General features: G+C 65.7%; 17 protein-coding genes and 1 pseudogene. 8 read left to right on the top strand and 10 right to left on the bottom strand.

All coding sequences use genetic code 11. The features are described 5' to 3' along the window. Positions 1–3 precede the first annotated feature (3 nt). The gene (locus tag QGG75_00250; GenBank protein MDP6065678.1) at positions 4–459 is read left to right on the top strand and encodes a YtoQ family protein; all 456 of its coding nucleotides are present in this window, start codon (positions 4–6) and stop codon (positions 457–459) included. A gap of 40 nt (positions 460–499) precedes the next feature. Here QGG75_00250 and QGG75_00255 read toward each other — a convergent pair whose 3' ends face one another. The 8 genes from QGG75_00255 to QGG75_00290 all read right to left on the bottom strand — a co-directional run bounded on the left by QGG75_00255 (position 500) and on the right by QGG75_00290 (position 5,876). Then, entirely contained in the window at positions 500–790 is a 291-nt protein-coding gene (locus tag QGG75_00255; GenBank protein ID MDP6065679.1) for a hypothetical protein, read from the bottom strand. An 11-nt stretch (positions 791–801) separates the two neighbouring features. Then, positions 802–2,205 carry a hypothetical protein gene (locus QGG75_00260; protein ID MDP6065680.1) on the bottom strand — a complete coding sequence of 468 codons (1,404 nt, stop codon included), beginning with the start codon at positions 2,203–2,205 and terminating at the stop codon, positions 802–804. A 29-nt stretch (positions 2,206–2,234) separates the two neighbouring features. Then, positions 2,235–2,492, bottom strand: a complete 258-nt coding sequence (locus QGG75_00265) for a hypothetical protein (protein ID MDP6065681.1) — start codon at positions 2,490–2,492, stop codon at positions 2,235–2,237. Between the two features lie 27 nt (positions 2,493–2,519). Continuing rightward, positions 2,520–2,855, bottom strand: coding sequence for an SCP2 sterol-binding domain-containing protein (locus tag QGG75_00270; GenBank protein ID MDP6065682.1), 336 nt, complete (start codon positions 2,853–2,855; stop codon positions 2,520–2,522). A gap of 231 nt (positions 2,856–3,086) precedes the next feature. Beyond that, positions 3,087–3,629 (bottom strand): hypothetical protein, encoded by a 543-nt coding sequence (locus QGG75_00275; protein MDP6065683.1) that lies wholly within the window; start codon positions 3,627–3,629, stop codon positions 3,087–3,089. Continuing rightward, complete coding sequence (locus QGG75_00280) at positions 3,626–4,072, bottom strand: NfeD family protein (protein MDP6065684.1); 447 nt, start codon at positions 4,070–4,072, stop codon at positions 3,626–3,628. The genes QGG75_00275 and QGG75_00280 overlap by 4 nt, the downstream gene beginning before the upstream one ends. Further along, the gene (locus tag QGG75_00285; GenBank protein ID MDP6065685.1) at positions 4,069–5,001 is read right to left on the bottom strand and encodes an SPFH domain-containing protein; all 933 of its coding nucleotides are present in this window, start codon (positions 4,999–5,001) and stop codon (positions 4,069–4,071) included. Before QGG75_00285 ends, QGG75_00280 begins: the two co-directional genes overlap by 4 nt. A 107-nt stretch (positions 5,002–5,108) precedes the next feature. Further along, entirely contained in the window at positions 5,109–5,876 is a 768-nt protein-coding gene (locus tag QGG75_00290; GenBank protein ID MDP6065686.1) for an SDR family oxidoreductase, read from the bottom strand. Between the two features lie 115 nt (positions 5,877–5,991). On the opposite strand from QGG75_00290, the pseudogene QGG75_00295 reads away from it, so the two are divergent. Further along, positions 5,992–7,110, top strand: a pseudogene (locus QGG75_00295) (PLP-dependent transferase). An 81-nt stretch (positions 7,111–7,191) separates the two neighbouring features. After that, positions 7,192–7,689 carry a NifU family protein gene (locus tag QGG75_00300; GenBank protein ID MDP6065687.1) on the top strand — a complete coding sequence of 166 codons (498 nt, stop codon included), beginning with the start codon at positions 7,192–7,194 and terminating at the stop codon, positions 7,687–7,689. A gap of 187 nt (positions 7,690–7,876) precedes the next feature. On the opposite strand, the gene QGG75_00305 is transcribed toward QGG75_00300, so the two are convergent. Continuing rightward, positions 7,877–9,169 (bottom strand): PLP-dependent transferase, encoded by a 1,293-nt coding sequence (locus tag QGG75_00305; protein MDP6065688.1) that lies wholly within the window; start codon positions 9,167–9,169, stop codon positions 7,877–7,879. 192 nt (positions 9,170–9,361) lie between these two features. Here QGG75_00305 and QGG75_00310 point away from each other — a divergent pair, with 192 nt between their 5' ends. The 5 genes from QGG75_00310 (at position 9,362) to QGG75_00330 (ending at position 15,137) form a co-directional block, all read left to right on the top strand. Then, positions 9,362–10,342, top strand: coding sequence for a c-type cytochrome (locus QGG75_00310; GenBank protein MDP6065689.1), 981 nt, complete (start codon positions 9,362–9,364; stop codon positions 10,340–10,342). 212 nt (positions 10,343–10,554) lie between these two features. Next, the gene (locus QGG75_00315) at positions 10,555–11,604 is read left to right on the top strand and encodes a hypothetical protein (protein MDP6065690.1); all 1,050 of its coding nucleotides are present in this window, start codon (positions 10,555–10,557) and stop codon (positions 11,602–11,604) included. 2 nt (positions 11,605–11,606) lie between these two features. After that, positions 11,607–12,605, top strand: a complete 999-nt coding sequence (locus QGG75_00320) for a hypothetical protein (protein MDP6065691.1) — start codon at positions 11,607–11,609, stop codon at positions 12,603–12,605. After that, entirely contained in the window at positions 12,602–13,921 is a 1,320-nt protein-coding gene (locus QGG75_00325) for an AMP-binding protein (GenBank protein MDP6065692.1), read from the top strand. The genes QGG75_00320 and QGG75_00325 overlap by 4 nt, the downstream gene beginning before the upstream one ends. A 49-nt stretch (positions 13,922–13,970) precedes the next feature. Next, a complete protein-coding gene (locus QGG75_00330; protein ID MDP6065693.1) occupies positions 13,971–15,137 on the top strand; it encodes an aminotransferase class V-fold PLP-dependent enzyme in 1,167 nt (388 codons plus the stop codon). A gap of 362 nt (positions 15,138–15,499) precedes the next feature. Here the strand turns inward: QGG75_00330 and QGG75_00335 are convergent. Further along, on the bottom strand, positions 15,500–16,252 hold a 753-nt coding region (locus tag QGG75_00335; GenBank protein MDP6065694.1), incomplete at its 5' end, for an IS110 family transposase.

A 16,252-nucleotide genomic window follows, 5' to 3' on the forward strand; every position in this document is an offset into this window, starting at 1 on the left:
CCCATGGCCGAGGCGTGGACGGTTTATCTATCGGGCGAGATTCACAGCGATTGGCGCCGGCAGATTGCCGCCGGGGTGGCGGCCGCTGGGCTGCCGGTGGAGCTCACCGGGCCGGTCGACGACCACGAGAAGTCGGACGATTGCGGCGTGCGGATCCTGGGCGACGAGAGCGATGCCTTTTGGAAGGACAACAAAGGCGCCCGGCTCAATGCCATTCGCACCCGCACGCTGATCGAGCAGGCCGACGTTGTCGTCGTGCGTTTCGGCGATAAATACCGCCTGTGGAACGCCGCTTTCGATGCCGGCTATGCGGCGGCGCTGGGAACCCCCATCGTGACGCTGCACGACAGCGCCCTCGACCACGCGCTGAAGGAGGTCAACGCCGCTGCGCTGGCCACCACGTCGAGCCCCGACCAGGTGGTCAAGATCCTCGATTACGTGATCAACGGGGTGCTGTAATCGGCGCCCCAGGTCTGGCTGGGATTTTGGCGGCCGGACCTCAGCGGGCCCGCGGGCGCTCCTTGATGCGGATTTTCGCGGGCTTGCGGGGCGCGCGCTTTTGCTGTTGCTGGCGGTCGAAGGCCATCATCACCTGACGCAGCTTGGGCATTTTTTCGGCCACGAAGGCCTTTCGTTCGGCGTCCATTTTGCGTGCGGTCTTGGCATCCAGCAGCCGGTCGACATCTTGGCGGTCGCTGAGCATGGCCTCGATCTTGTCGACGTCGGATTCGCTCAGACCGGGATGCGCCTTGATCAGCCGCTGTCTCAGTTCGGGTTCGAAGGCTTCCATCTTACTCTGCCTCAGCGGTCCAGTATGACCCGAATTCGGTCACGGTACCAAGCGGCGGTCAGCTTATCGAAGACCGACGACGAGGAATAGTTGTCCATCAGATTGGGCGCGGTGCTGACCTGCAATTCCGGATGATAGGTCACCCAGGTCGAGGGATAGCCGATGCCGTCCCGGTTGGGATCGGAATTATAGGTGGTGCCGTTATAGGTGGCGAAGGTGGCGGGAATGGCATCGCCGCTGGCCGCCCGCCATTTCTTGTTCAGCGCAAAGTTTGTGTAGGTGCGGTCGTTGTAGAGGTCCCGCACGCGGCCATTGTCGTTCTCGGAGGTGCAATGGCCGAGCTCGTGGATCGCCGTCATCCTGCCGGTCGAGTTGTTGACCGAGATGGCCGTGCTGCCCGGCTGGTCACGGTAGGGCCAATGGTTGTAGTCCGTGCCGTCGTAGGTGAAGGGCTCCGCCAGGCCCCGGGAATAGTCGTCGGCGCAGCGCGACGCCGAGCCCCGCGTGTTGGTGGTCGAGCCGTGGAAGATGATGCAGAGGTCCGTCACCACGCCGTAATTGAGCAAGAAGCTGTTCACCCTGGATTTCGTGGCCCGCATGATCGTGCTGGTGGTGTCCTCCTCACAGAGCGTGTTGGCCTCCTCGGTCGCCAGAGAATCGTCGAAAATGGAGAGGATCCGCATTTCCGCGTCGCGTTCGCCGGGGCGCAGGAAATCCTCGTCAACGGCGAAGATGTTGTTCATGGCGTAATCGACGATGGCGTGATAGCCGGATCGGTTGCCCAGGATGGGGTCGGCATAGATGTTGAGCGTGCCGTCCCTGTCGATGGCTGCGTTGGCGACGAAGCTGAGGGTGAAGGGATATTGCTTGGGCGCGCCGGCGTTGATGACCCGCTTGAGATAGCGGTCCTGGTCGGAGACATCGACGGGAAAGGCTTCGCTGGTGCCGGCCGAGGAGGTCACGCTCAGCATGTTCCAGCCGGTCGGGATCGAGGTCGGCAGCTCGCTCACCAGCAACAGGTGGGGCCGCACCAGATCCGGCGTCACCGTGACCGTGGCCGTGTCGCTGTCGAACACCAGTTCCGCGTCGTCCGGGAAATTCTCCCCCGTGACCGCGTAGAAATCCTCATGGACAGGCTGGTCGTTGGGGGCGATCTCGAAGGGGCCGACCTGAACCGAGGTGATCTCCGACGAGCCGCTGCGGGTAATTGCCGACACCACGAAGCCATAGGCGCAGGACTTGATCAGCATCCCGAGAAGGGATCGTTTGTGGGTCAGTACGGCGAACGAATCGGCGGCGGCGAGGGAGATTCTGAGCAGCTCCGTGTTGTCGGGATCGTCGCCGATGTAGATCGAGGCGAAGGTGCTCGAAGCGTTGGATTTGATGCGCTGGACCTGACCGACATAGCTAGGCATGGAAGGTCTCCAACTCGCCGCCTGGGCCCTTAGGCCCGCTGCATCTCGACCAAGGTAATGCGGCTGCTGCTGTCATAGGACACCTCGACCTCGCGCCGTGTGGCCAAGGCCGTCGATAGCAGGTCGATCACCGAGGCCTTCATCGTCAATTCGCGCTCGCTGTCGGAGGAGCCGGCGATCACCATCAGCAACTGGGTGTCCGTCGGTGTCGGACCGACCGCCACTTTGGCCCGGACGTAGCTGGAACTGATGTCCAGGATCTGAACGTAGCCTGTCACGCTTGCCATCTTGTTTCGTCCTGTCGGTTGCGCTGATCAGCCAGCCGGTTTCATCAGTTTCAAATCTTCCAGCAGGCGTTCCAGATAACGGATGTCGCCGCGCACCTGCAGGCCGCCGGCAAAAAAAGCCTTGCGCGCATCGCGTTTGCCTTCCAGTACCATGCGCACGTTCTTGTCGCTGCCGACGATGCGGATGCGCGGTTTGCGGCGGCTGGGCCCCTTCCGGCACGTGACCCGCAGGCGGCGGTCCACGTTGATCTCGAAGGCACCGCCCTGGCGGCCCGACAATTCGAACTGGATGGCGCCAGGCGATCGCGCCTTGGTCCGGGCGAGCTTCTTCGCGGTGTTGACGACCGCCTCGCCCAGCGACAATTTTCTGACCGGTCTCCTAGCCATGGCGGGTTCTCCTGTAGGCGATATTTTCTAAAAACGATTGGAAATCATGTCTTTTCAAAGTTTATTTTTCGAGCCAAAAAATGATAACACAACTTAATACAGATTGATACCATAATTTATATTCCTGTCGGTAGCGCGATATTTAGAAAAATTCATGAAACCCATGACGCCATGGGCCATGACCATGGGTAATGACAAAACTGCGTCCTACTCCGGCCTCTGTGCCGAGAAGCGCTTGAGCGCCTGCCGTTTGTCCTGGCGCTGGCGTTGGCGCAGGCTCAGGCGGTCGATCAAGGGGGCGGTCAGCATGATCAGGCCGATCAGGCCGAGGAGGCCGCCGCCCACGGCCATCAAGACACCCCAGACCAGCCAGCTGGGGAAGGGGCCCAGGATCTGCTGGCCGCCCCGGTAGATGTCCATGACCTCGCCCCGCGGCCGGCGCAACCGCAAGCGCAGCTCGTCGCCCCGTTCGAGGGTTTCGCGGGCCTCGGCGGCCGTGAACGGCAACCAGCCCAAGATGTCCTCTTTTTCGTAAACGAAGCTTTCGCCGGGATATTCCACCAGGCGAAATCTGACGTCGGCGTGGTGGACGGCGTAGCCCCTGTTATGGCTCTCGCCTTGGTGCGCCGTGAAGCTTTCCAGCCTGCCTTCCAGCGCGACGCTGGTGCGCAGCGGGCTCTGCCAGACAAGCCAACTGGCGGCGGCCAAGAAGGCGGCGGTAAACAGCAGGCGCTGGGCGAGTTCCTTCACACCGCTTCGACGACCAGCACCACACCGTCCGTGCCCGAAACCTTGACGCGGCTGCCGGCGGCCATGTCGGGGCCCTTGAGTTTCCAGATGACGCCGTCGAGCTTGATCTGGCCGCGGCCGTTGTGGATGGCCTCGTCGAGCACGAATTCACGGCCCGTGTGCTGTTCGGCGCGGCGGTTGAGGGTGGTTTCGTCCTCGGGCTTGTGTCGCGCCAGCAAATAACGCCGCCCCACCACCAGGCAGAGCACCGAGAGCACGGCAAAGAGCAAGAGCTGGTAGCGCCAGCCCAGGTCGTCGAAGATGAGCAGGATCAGGCCCACCACGGCGGCTGCCAGCCCGGGCCAGAGCAGCACCGTCGAGGGCATGATGAGCTCGAGCACGATGAGCGCCGTGCCAAAGGCCCACCAGTGCCAGAACTCGGCGGCTTCGAGCAGTTCGATCATTTCTCTTTGCCGCCCAGCGCCTCACGGGCGATCTCGCCGATGCCGCCGACGGCCGAGACCAGGCTGGAAAGCTCGAGCGGCATGAAGAAGGTCTTCTGGTTGTCGCCCTGGGCAAATTCCTTCAGCGCCTCGACGTATTTCTGTGCGATGAAGTAGTTGATGGCCTGGACCTCGCCGGCGGCGATGGCTTCCGAGACCATGCGGGTGGCATTGCCTTCGGCCTCGGCCTGGCGTTCGCGCGCTTCGGCATCGCGGAAGGCGGCCTCCTTGCGGCCCTCGGCGGCCAGCATGACGGCCTGCTTTTCACCCTCGGCCTTGAGGATCTCGCTTTGGCGCAAGCCCTCGGCCTCGAGGATGTTGGCCCGCTTCTCGCGCTCCGCCTTCATCTGCCGGGCCATGGCCTCGACGATGTCGCGCGGCGGGTCGATGTCCTTGATCTCGATGCGGGTGACCTTGATGCCCCAGGGCGCGGTGGCGTCGTCGACCACGTCGAGCAGTTGGGCGTTGATCTGGTCGCGTTTGGACAACAGCTCGTCCAAGTCCATCGAGCCCATCACCGTGCGCAAATTGGTCATGGTGAGATTGAGGATGGCGAGTTCCAGGTTGTTGACCTCGTAGGCCGCCTTGGGGGCGTCGATGACCTGGAAGAAGATGACGCCGTTGGCCCGCACCATGGCGTTGTCCTTGGTGATGACTTCTTGCTCCGGCACGTCGAGCACGCTCTCCATCATGTTGAGCTTGCGCCCGATGCTGTCGATAATCGGCATGATGACGTGAAAGCCCGGGCGCAGGCTGCGGGTGAAGCGGCCGAAGCGCTCGACGGTGAACTCCCAGCCCTGGGGCACCACCTTGACGGCCAGCAGCAAGAGCACCAGCGCCAGCAGCACCATGACCAGGACGAAGATGGTAAAACCGGTAAATTCAGTCATGTTTTTTTGACTCCCTGTCTGGTTTCCCCTCAGCCCCCCCGGGGAAGCGGAAAACCCGGCACGCTAACACCCAGAACTATAACTTTTCCTGAATCCCGACGATAGCGTCAAACAACAGTCGTGCCGCCGTCGACCACCAGTTCGGCGCCGGTGACATAGCGCGATTCATCCGAGGCCAGAAACAATATGACGTTGGCCACGTCAGCGGCCTGGCCCAGCTCGCCCATCGGTATCATGGCGGCGCGTTCGGCCTTGCTCACTTCGATGTCGGGGCCGCGCAATTCCAGGACCTGGGTGCCCATGTCGGTCTCGATCAGTCCCGGATGCACCGAATTGCAGCGGATGCCATAGCCCTGGCGGGCGCAGTGCACGGCCACCGATTTGCTGAACTGGCGCACGCCGCCTTTGCTGGCGCCGTAGGCGGTGACGTGGGGCGTGCCCATCAGCGCCGCGATCGAGGAGAGGTTGACGATCGAGCCGCCACCGCTATCGCGCAGCAGCGGGATGGCGTACTTGCAACCCAGAAAGACGCCGTCGAGATTGACCTTTTGCACCGCCTGCCATTCCTCCAGCGTGGTCTGCTCCGGGTCCTGCTCGGCCGTTAGCGCCAGGATGCCGGCGTTGTTGATCAGGGCATCGAGGCGGCCTTCGTTCGCCCGGATATCATCGATGACGCGCTGCCAATCGGCCTCGCTGCGCACGTCGTGGGCCAAGGCCCGGCCGGCGACGAACTGGGCCGTGGCTTCGGCCGTGGCCTGGTCTAGGTCGCTGGCGACGATGCGGGCGCCCTCGCCGGCCAGGCGCTGGGCCGTCGCCTTGCCGATGCCGGTACCGGCGCCGCTGATCAACACCACCTTGTCCTGCATGCGTGCCATGGGATTTTCCTTTCCTCCGTTGCAAAGCCCGGGGGCCATGATAATGCGCTAACATCGTACCGTCCCAGGGGAGAGCAATGTGAACGACGATAGGAAAAACGCCAAACCCCAAGATTTGTCACCCGAAACCCTGGCGGCCCAGGCCATGGGTGGCGTCGATGGCGAGACCCGGGCCCTGGTGCCGCCCGTACACCCCTCGACCACCTTCGAGCGCGACGCCGACGGCGGCTACAGCTCGGGCCGGGGCTACACGCGGCCGCACAACCCGGGCTACGACGAGCCCGAGGCCTTGCTGACGGCGCTCGAGGGCGGTGCCGAGAGCCTGCTCTTTGCCTCGGGCATGGCGGCGGCCACGGCCGTCTTCCAGGCGCTGCTGCCGGGCGATCATGTGGTGGCGCCCCGGGTCATGTACTGGGCGCTGCGCAAATGGCTGGTCGATTTCGCGCTGCCCTGGGGGCTGGAGGTGGAATTCGTCGATACTTCCGACGGTGCCGCGTTGGAAGTCGCCATGCGGCCGGGACGGACCCGGCTGGTGTGGCTCGAGACCCCGGCCAACCCGACCTGGGCCATCACCGACATCGCCCAGGCGGCCGAGATCGCGCACGCTGCCGGGGCCCGCCTGGCGGTCGACAGCACGGTGCCGACGCCGGTGCTGACGCGACCCATCGAATGGGGCGCCGACCTGGTGGTGCACAGTGCCAGCAAGGGGCTGAACGGCCATTCTGACGTGCTGGCGGGCGCCATCGTGGGGGCCCGCCAGGATGCCTTCTGGCAGCGCCTGCGGGCCTGGCGGCGCGACGGCGGGGCCGTGCTTGGGCCCTTCGAGGCCTGGCTTTTGCTGCGCGGCATGCGCACGCTTTTCCCCAGGGTGCGGCAGTGCTCCGCCAGTGCGCTATTCGTGGCCCGCCATTTCAGCGGCCACCCGGCGCTCAGTGACGTGCTCTACCCCGGACTTCCCGACCATCCCGGCCACGCCGTGGCGGCGCGCCAGATGCAGGGCGGTTTCGGCTCCATGCTGTCGCTGCGCTTGGCCGGCGGCGAGGCGGCGGCCATGGAGCTGGCGGCCCGGGTCCAGGTCTTCACCCGCGCCACCTCGCTGGGCGGCGTCGAAAGCCTGATCGAGCACCGGGCCAGCATCGAAGGGCCGGCGACGCCGGTGCCGGCGGATCTTTTGCGCCTCTCCATCGGTCTCGAGGATCCGGGGGATCTGATTGCCGATTTGGAACAAGCGCTGGCGGGGCTGCCCGAGGTCGGCGAAAGCCGTACGGCGGCGGTGTCAACGCCGACGCCGGCGCCCAGCGACCCCGTCGAGAAGGTGTTGGAAATCCACCTCAGGCCGCAAGTGCGCGAGCGCGGCGGCGACTTGGTGGTGCGGAGCTTCCGGGACGGCGTGCTGGAGCTTGGCATCAAGGGCTCGCCCGGCGCCGCCATGGCCATGGCGGAAACCATCCGCAACACGCTCTGCCACTACCTGCCCGAGGTGGCCGAGGTGCGCCTGGCGCCGGCCGGTCCGGCCGGCCCGGGCGGCAGCGGCGACGCGGCGGCGCGGCTGCAAAGCCTGCTCGACGACGAGATCAATCCCGCCGTGGCCGCCCACGGCGGCCGTATCGTGCTGGCCGAGCTGGCCGACGGCGTCGCCCGGCTGCGCCTCGAAGGCGGCTGCCAGGGCTGTGCCATGGCCGAGATGACGCTGCGCCAGGGCGTCGAGCCGATGCTGCGGGCGGCCCTGCCGGAGATCGTCGCGGTGGTCGACATGAGCGACCACGCCGCCGGCAAGGCGCCTTATTTCAAGACCCGCAAGGGTGGCGCCTGAGGCTGCGAACCGCCTCAGGCGCCCCATACGGAATCCGAATGATTGATTCGGATTCCGTATGATTTTTCACGGGACCCTCACCGGGCCCGCGCGTCCGCGCGCTTGGCCGCCGCCTCAATGGCGGCTTGATACCAAATCCGAATTGATCATTTGGATTCGGTATCCGACGCCCCTTGCCTTGTCGGTCCTAGGCTTTGGCCAGGGCCTGGTCGATGTCGGCGATGATGTCGTCGATGTGCTCGATGCCGACCGAGAGCCGCACGTAGCCCTCGGTAACGCCGGTGGCCAATTGCTCATCGGCCGAGAGCTGGGAATGCGTGGTGCTGGCCGGATGCACCGCCAGGCTGCGCACGTCGCCGATGTTGACCAGGTGGTAGAACATCTCCAGCGCCTCGATGAATTTTCGTCCGGCGGCGCCGCCGCCGACCAGCTCGAAGCCCACCAGACTGCTGTAGCCGCCGCTGAGATAGGCATCGGCGCGGCGCTTGGCCTCGCCTTCCATGAGGCCGGGGAAGATGACCTTGGTCACCGCTTTGTGCCCGGCCAGGTAGTCGGCCACCTTGGCGGCGTTGGTGGAATGCTCGCGCATGCGCAGCGGCAGGGTTTCCAGTCCCTGGATGAACTGGAAGGCGTTGTAGGGGCTCATGGAAGCGCCCAGGTCGCGCAGCAGCGTCACCCGCGCCTTGATGATGTAGGCGATGGGCCCCAGCGGCTTGACCGCTTCCGTCCAGACCGCGCCGTGGTAGCTGGGATCGGGCGTGTTGAGCATGGGGAAGCGCTCGGCGTGGGCCTCCCAGTCGAAGTTGCCGCCATCGACGATGACGCCGCCGATCGAGGTGCCGTGGCCGCCGATGTATTTGGTGGTGGAATGCACGATGATGGCGGCGCCGTGGTCGAAGGGCCGGCACAGCACCGGTGCCGCGGTGTTGTCCATGATCAGCGGGATGCCCAGCTTGCGGCCGGCCTCGGCCACCTCCTTGATGGGGAAGACCTCGAGCTTGGGATTGGGCAGGGTCTCGGCGTAGATCGCCCGGGTCTTCTGGTCGGCCGCCTTGGCGAAGTCCTCGGGATCGGCGGGGTCGACGAAGCGCACCTCGATGCCCATGGTGCTGAGCGTGTTGGCAAACAGGTTCCAGGTGCCGCCGTAGAGATCGGTCGAGCTGATGATGTTGTCGCCGGCGTGGGCGATATTTTGGATGGCGATCATGCTGGCCGCCTGGCCCGAGCCCACCGCCAGGGCCGCGACGCCGCCTTCCAGCGCCGCCACGCGGTCTTCCAGCACGGCGCAGGTCGGGTTCATGATGCGGCTGTAGATGTTGCCCAGCTCCTTCAAGGCGAAAAGGTCGCTGGCGTGCTCGGTGTCGCGGAACTGATAGGACGTGGTCTGGTAGATGGGTACCGCGACGGCGCCCGTTTCGGCGTCGAAACGGTGCCCGGAATGCAGCACCACGGTCTCGGGATTTGTGAAATTGTCAGCCATGTTGAAGACTCTCCTGAGATTTGCCTCTGTGGGCCATTGATGGTGTCCCCCCGATTGGAATTCCGGGTTGGGCCGAGCATACAGGCTTGGGCTGGTGGCGGCCAAGCTTGGCGGTTGGCGGCGCCTGGTGAACTGGGTTAGCCTCGATCCATCTCGAGTTGAGACGAGACGGCGGTAAGGGGGGAAATCACCGTGAAGATCGTCAAAATCGTGGCCGGGATCGTCTTGATCCTGGTGCTGGTGATGGCTGCCGGCATCGGCTATCTGCGCTTCGGCCTGCCCCGCGTGGGGCCGGCGCCGGACATCGCCATCGAGGGCACGCCGGAACGCCTGGCCCGCGGCCGCTATCTGGTCGAGCACGTCATGGGCTGCATGAGTTGCCATTCGCCGGCCCGCCACGTGGATCGCTATGCGCTGCCGCCGATCGCCGCCAAGAAGGGGGCGGGGGGCCTCTTTTTCAGTCCCAAAAACCGTTTCCCCGGCACCCTCTATGCCAAGAACATCACGCCCCACAACCTGGGCAGCTGGAGCGACGGTGAGATCGTGCGGGCCCTGACGGTGGGAGTCGATCGTGAGGGCGAGCCCCTCTTTCCTCTGATGCCCACGCGCTTCTATGCCGTGCTCGACCGCGAGGATATCTACGCCGCCGTGGCCTACCTGCGCACCCTCGAGCCGGTGGCCAACGAGGTGCCGAAATCCGCGATCGACTTCCCCCTGAACTTGATTATCCGCACCGGCATCGCGGAACGAGGGTTCGGCAAGCGCCCCGAGCCCTCGGACGGCTTGGCCTATGGCCGCTACATGGCGACGGCAGCGGGTTGCGTCGATTGCCACACGAACGTGGTCGAGGGCAAGGCAGTGGGCCAGCCCTTCGCCGGCGGCATGGAATTTTATCTTCCGCCCATGGGCTTGGTGCGTTCGGCCAACATTACGCCCGACAAGCAAACCGGTATCGGCGACTGGGACCGCGAGGCCTTCATCGACCGCTTCAAGGACCTCACCCCCGAGGCCGTGATGGAGATGAAAGTCGAGCCCGGCGAGGCCAACACGCTGATGCCCTGGTGGGAGTTCTCCGGCATGACGCGGCAGGATTTGGGCGCCATCTACGATTATCTAATGACGCTAAAGCCGGTGCGGGCGGAAATCGTCACCTTCGAGCCCATCGCCAGGTAGGCGCTCCAATCAAGGAATAGGGCGGGCGGGGCCCGGCGGGGGCCTCGGGGCTTGGCGCATTGGCTTTGACTCAAGTATTTAATTGAATGCGTGAACTACGAATCCGTCAAAGCGATGGCATCGGTGTTCTGGGAAGGCCTGGGGGAAATCTCGGCGATTGTGCCGTCACCGCCCGGCCGGGCTAGAATGGCGCTGCCTTTTGGGAGAAACCCGTGCCACCGCCCACCGCCGCCCCCACAGCCGCCCCTACAGCCGCCCATGTCAAAGCCCAGGCCATGGATCTCGGCGCCCACCTGGTGGGCATCGCCGGTGCCGCCACGCTGAACGCCTTTCCCCCCGATCCCCGGGTGCCGCAGACGCCCGAGCGCATCTCGCCCCATGTGCAGAGCGTCATCGTCATCGCCCAGCGCATCCCGGTCGGCGCCTTCCGCTGCAAAGCGAACGACCCGGTGCAGTACATCGACATGCTGGTCATGCGGCGCATGGACAAGATCGCCTACCGCCTGGCCGACTGGCTCGAGGGCCAGGGTTATCCCAGCTTCGTCACGGCCGCCCAGGAGACCGACTGGAACTACAAGCGCGCCAGCTACGGCCGGCTGTCGACGCGCCATCTCGGCATCGAGGCCGGGCTCGGTACTTTCGGCCTGGAGGTCAACATCCTGAGCCCCGAGTTCGGGCCCCGGCTTTACCTCACCGGCATCCTCAGCGAGCTCGAGCTCGAGCCCGACGCCATCATGACGGAGCAGGTCTGCATCGGCGAAAGCTGTTCGCGCTGTTTGCATGCCTGCCCTTCCGACGCCGTGCGCCACTTCGGCATCGACAAGCGGGCCTGTGCCGTCGAGGCTCAGGAGTACGGCTTCGGCACCATGCTCAAGTTCTGGGACCGCTTTCACAAAGCCGAGCGCGGCGAAAAGGCAAAGATGTTCACGTCGCGCGAGGTGCTGGGCACCTGGCAGGGTTTTCTGCGCGTGGTCGGCTCCTTCGGCGACTGCCCGCGCTGCCTGGCGGTCTGCCCGGTGGGCAACGACTACCATGCCCATCTGGCCCATATCCAAAAGGTCATCCCCGAGAAGACGCCGGAAAAGGCGGCGAAGGCCGCCGACTTCAAAACCGCCCGCAAACTGGGCGGCGACATCCCCGGGCTCGACGATTGGAACCTGCGTTGGGTGGGACGCGAGGGCTACCAGGGCATCGTCGCCCGCCAGCTTCAGGCCTTCAAGAAATTGCAGGCCGGGCGGGCCGAAGACGAGAGGGAATCCTGATCATGGTGGCCATCTTCAAGTCGGACCTGACGGCCGCCGAGGTCAAAACCAAGGCCCGCGAGCTGGGCGCCGATCTGGTCGGCATCGCCGACGGCCGGGTGATGGACGCCCATCCCCCCGATGGCGATGACCCGCGCCGGCCCAGCGACATCACGGCCCACGACGGCGGCCGCTGCATCGTGCTGGCCAAGCGCCTCAACGCCGGCGCGGCGCGCATCCCGCGCTGGGACGAGCGGCACAAGTACTATAACGACGAGCTCTGCCTGACGCTGCTGGAGGAATGCTCGCTGGAACTGGTCTACTGGCTCGAGGACCAGGGCTTTCCCGCCCTCATCGTGCCGCCGGTGCACGTCGAGCCGCGGCGCTACGGCGGCCAGCCCGGCGAACACCTCAAGCCCATGCTGTCGCTCAGCCATGCCGCGGTCGAGGCCGGGCTGGGTACGCTGGGGCTCAATCTGCAACTGCTGACGCCCGAGTTCGGCCCCCGGGTCATGCTGACAGCGGTGCTGTCGTCGCTGCCGGTGGAGCCCGACCAACGCCTCGGCCAGGCGCTGTGCCACGGCCCGGCCTGCGGGCGCTGCCTGCTGAGCTGCCCCGGCGACGCCGTCGGGCACTGGCAGCGCGACTGGCCGGCCTGCGACCGCTTCCGCTCGCCGCACGGTTTCAAGGCGCTTTCCGACCACGTGGTGGCAATCATCAACGAGCCCGACCCCGGGCAACAGGCCGAGCTGATCCGCTCCGAGAGCACCTTCGATCTCTGGCAGAGCATTCTGCGCGGTGCCGGCGTCATCACCGGCTGCCGGCGCTGCCAGGACGTCTGCCCGGTGGGTGCCGACGCGGACGGGCTGCTGGGCGACGTGCTCGACGAGATCGCCGAGGCGACGCCCGAGAAGGAGGCCCGCCGGGCCACTTTGGCGGCCGCCGGGCCGGAGCCCGAAGCCTACCAAAGCCAGGGCCGCTGGATCGGTACCCTGGAGGAGAACCGACGAGGATCGAAATGAGCCAACATCCCGACCCCTATTCCGACCTGCCGCCACCCTTTTCGCTGCCCAAATCGCGGGCCGAGATCGAAGAGATCCAGCGTCGGCGGAAACGCATAGCGGTCGAAACCGCGCGCCGCGCCCCCTTCTTCGCCGGCAAGCTCGACCACGTCGACCTCGAACGCCTCGACGATCCCGAGGAATGGCGCAAGATCCCCATTCTCGACAAGGAGATGCTGCGGGCCCTTTCCAACGAGGAATTCTATCGCGACTTCTGTATCGCGCCCAGGCGCGAGATCGCCGAATACTGGCGTTCGGGCGGCGCCACCGGGCGGCCGCTCTTTTATCCCCGGACCCATGAGGACATGCGCTACAACATGCCCGGTTTCCGCCGCACCTACGATTGCATGGGCAGCGGGCCCGAGGACATCGCCTTCAATTCCTTTCCGCTCGGCATTCACCCGGCCGGTCATTTGTGGGCCCGGGCCGGTGAGCAAATGGGGCTCGGCATGGTCTGGGCCGGAGCCGGCGCGGCGCTGCCCTCGTCGATCCAGCTCGAGCTCATCGACACCTTCGAGCCCAACCTCTGGATGGGCATGAATTCCTATGGCCTGCATCTCGCCAACATGGCCGAGGCCGCCGACACCGACTTGGCCGGCGGCTCGGTCGAGCGTGTACTGTGTACCGCCGAGCCCATGTCGGAAGCCAAGCGGACCAAGCTGCAGCGTGCCTGGGGGGCCGAGGTCTTCGACTGCTTCGGCATGACGGAATGCACCATGATGGGCGGCGAGAGCCCGGCCCACGACGGCTATCACATGTATACCGACCTGGCTTTCATCGAGGTGCTGGACCCCGACACCCTACAGCCGGTGGCCGAGGGCGAGGTCGGCACGCTGGTGGTGACGCCGCTCTGGGGCAACCACTCGACGCCCTTCCTGCGCTGGTCGTCAGGCGATCTCGTGACGCTGCGCCAGGAAGGCCGACACGACGGGCCCTATGCCGTCTTTCCCGTGCTCAAGCACGCCCAGCGCACGATCGGCTTCTTCAAGGTGCGCGGCATCAACATCGGCCATTCCGAGTTCGAGGACTTCATGTTCGGCCAGGCCGAAGTCAACGACTTCAAGGCCGAGGTGGTGTCGGGCGAAGGCAACGACGAGTTCAGGCTGTCGGTGGAATTCAAGCGCGGCAGCGGCGCCGAGGTGACCCAGGCCCTGGCCGGCCGCGTCAAGCAGACCTTCGAACTCAGCCTCGCCGTGGTGGTGCTGGAAACCGGCACGCTGGGCAAGGAGTTCGAAAAAAACGTCAAGGCACCGCGCTTCGTCGATCGCCGCGAGTAGGGCGGCAAACCCCTTACCCCCGATACCCCCGGCGGTGCATACTCGGGCCATGCCCAGCGGTCGCCACCATTTGCAGATCCCCGGACCCACCAACGTGCCGGATCGTATTCTGCGCGCCCTGGCCCGGCCCACCATCGACCACCGCGGCCCGGCCTTCCAGGAACTCAGCCAGCGCCTGCTGCAGGGGCTGGGCCCGGTTTTCGGCACCAAGGACCCGGTGCTGATCTTTCCCGCCTCGGGCACCGGTGCCTGGGAGGCGGCCCTGGTCAACAGCCATTCGCCGGGCGATCGCAGCTTGATGTGCGAGACCGGGCATTTCGCCGGGCAGTGGCGGCGCCTGGCGGAACGGTTGGGGCTCGAGGTCGAATACCTGGCCGGAGACTGGCGCCACGGCGCCGATCCCGAGGCCATCGAGGCGGCGCTGTCAGCCGATCGCGGGCACCACATCAAGAGCGTTTGCATCGTTCACAACGAGACCTCCAACGGCGTCGTCTCGCGCCTGGCCGAGGTGCGGGCGGCCATCAGTGCCGCCGGCCACCCGGCGCTTTTCATGGTCGACACCATCTCGTCGCTGGCCGCCATGGACTACCGCCACGACGATTGGGGCGTCGACGTCACGGTCGCCGGTTCGCAAAAGGGCCTGATGCTGCCGCCCGGGCTCAGCTTCAATGCCGTCAGCGAGAAGGCCCTGGCGGCTGCCGCCACGGCGACCTGCGCGCGGGCCTACTGGGACTGGGCTGACATGCTGGCGGCCAACCGGGGCGGCCTCTTCCCCTATACGCCGGCCACCAATCTGCTCTTTGGCCTCGAGGTGGCGCTGGAGATGCTGGCCGAGGAGGGGCTGGCGAACGTCTTTGCCCGCCATGCCCGCCTGGCCCAAGCCACGCGCCGCGCCGTGCAAGCCTGGGGGCTCGAGGTCTGTCCCCTGGATGATCGCGAGCAGAGCAATTCGCTGACCGCGGTGATGTTGCCCGAGGGCTTTGATGCCGACGACTTTCGGGCTCTGGTGCTGGAACGCTTCGACATGTCGCTGGGCAACGGGCTGGGCCGCTTGGCCGGCCGCGTCTTCCGCATCGGCCACTTGGGCGATTTCAACGAGCTGATGCTGGCCGCTACCCTCTCGGGCGTCGATATGGGCCTGGGGCTGGCCGGCGTGCCACACCAGCCGGGTGGCGTCGAGGCGGCCTTGAAAGACCTGACCGCCGGCGATGCCTGATCCCGGCGCGCCCCCGGCCGGCTGCCGCTCTGCCGGACACCTAACAGACTCAAAACACCCCCTCCCTAACCCTCATATGGGAGTCTCGTTGTCAAGGTGGAACTCCTTTTGGTTTGGTTGTGATCGTCAGGCTTCGCACAGGATGGCCTCGTTTACGTTTTGAGCGGCATTGCCGCATCACCTCATATCCGGTCGGGCACTGTTCGCCCGCACCCAGTTTCCGCCTGGCTGCGGTTCTGAGGCCTTTAAGGATGGGACCCATCTCCCCCAACGGCTTTGTTGGGCCCAGGGTCGGGCCGGTCACCATCCGCCCGTGCGATCGCCGGCGCGATCGCCGGGTCGTCAGGTCGCTTTGGGTTCGATCATTTTCCTTTCTTGAAGACGGCGGCCGTGGGCACCAGGCCGGTTTCCAGGTAGCGCCATAGCGCCACCACCAACTTGCGTGCCAGGGCTACGATCATGATCTTGCGCAGCCGGCCCCGGGCATCGCCCACACGAGCCCGGTACCACTGGCTGAGCTCGCTGTCCGGTTGGTGGCGCAACCACAGCCAGGCCAGCTGGATGGCTGTGCAGCGAGCTCGACGGTTGCCGGCCTTGGAGATGCCCTGGTCGCGGGACAGGCCGCCGCTCTGCCAGGGGCTGGGGGCCAGACCGACATAGCTTGCCACTTGGCGCCGGTTCTCGAAGTCCTTCCAGTAGACCTCACCAGTCAAGTTCGTGGCGAAGTTCGGGCCAATGCCTTTGAGGCGGGTCAGCGCCGTCGCCTTGGTGACTAGCGCCTGCGGCATCGCGCTGGCTCGTTCGTCTTCCAGGGCCTTCACTTGCTGGCAAATCATCCGTAGCCGCTGGTGCTGGCGTTTCAGTTCAGCCACCAGACATTGACCCAAGGGCCGGCCCCGGTGGTCGCACTGGGCTTCCAACCAGGTCAGCCAGTCGGCCCGCTTCGGATGGCCCGCCGCCAGGCCCTGGGTGCGCAGAAGACTCTTGATTCGGTTGACATGCGCCGTGCGTTCCTTGACCAGCCGCTCGCGCTCGCGCATCAACCGCCGGGCGTCCTCCTGGGCCGGGCTCGGCACCCGCACCACGCGTACCACCCGAGGCTCGCCGCGCAGATA

The organism is Alphaproteobacteria bacterium (genome assembly GCA_030740435.1).
In the GTDB taxonomy this organism is placed as follows: Bacteria; Pseudomonadota; Alphaproteobacteria; order UBA2966; family UBA2966.

Bases quoted from the DNA above. Each gene is read 5' to 3' on its own strand.
- QGG75_00305 (MDP6065688.1), bottom strand. From the start codon at position 9,169: ATGGCTGACAATTTCACAAATCCCGAGACCGTGGTGCTGCATTCCGGG.
- QGG75_00250 (MDP6065678.1), top strand. From the start codon at position 4: ATGGCCGAGGCGTGGACGGTTTATCTATCGGGCGAGATTCACAGCGAT.
- QGG75_00320 (MDP6065691.1), top strand. From the start codon at position 11,607: ATGGTGGCCATCTTCAAGTCGGACCTGACGGCCGCCGAGGTCAAAACC.
- QGG75_00260 (MDP6065680.1), bottom strand. From the start codon at position 2,205: ATGCCTAGCTATGTCGGTCAGGTCCAGCGCATCAAATCCAACGCTTCG.
- QGG75_00280 (MDP6065684.1), bottom strand. From the start codon at position 4,072: ATGATCGAACTGCTCGAAGCCGCCGAGTTCTGGCACTGGTGGGCCTTT.
- QGG75_00255 (MDP6065679.1), bottom strand. From the start codon at position 790: ATGGAAGCCTTCGAACCCGAACTGAGACAGCGGCTGATCAAGGCGCAT.
- QGG75_00265 (MDP6065681.1), bottom strand. From the start codon at position 2,492: ATGGCAAGCGTGACAGGCTACGTTCAGATCCTGGACATCAGTTCCAGC.
- QGG75_00325 (MDP6065692.1), top strand. From the start codon at position 12,602: ATGAGCCAACATCCCGACCCCTATTCCGACCTGCCGCCACCCTTTTCG.
- QGG75_00330 (MDP6065693.1), top strand. From the start codon at position 13,971: ATGCCCAGCGGTCGCCACCATTTGCAGATCCCCGGACCCACCAACGTG.
- QGG75_00290 (MDP6065686.1), bottom strand. From the start codon at position 5,876: ATGGCACGCATGCAGGACAAGGTGGTGTTGATCAGCGGCGCCGGTACC.
- QGG75_00285 (MDP6065685.1), bottom strand. From the start codon at position 5,001: ATGACTGAATTTACCGGTTTTACCATCTTCGTCCTGGTCATGGTGCTG.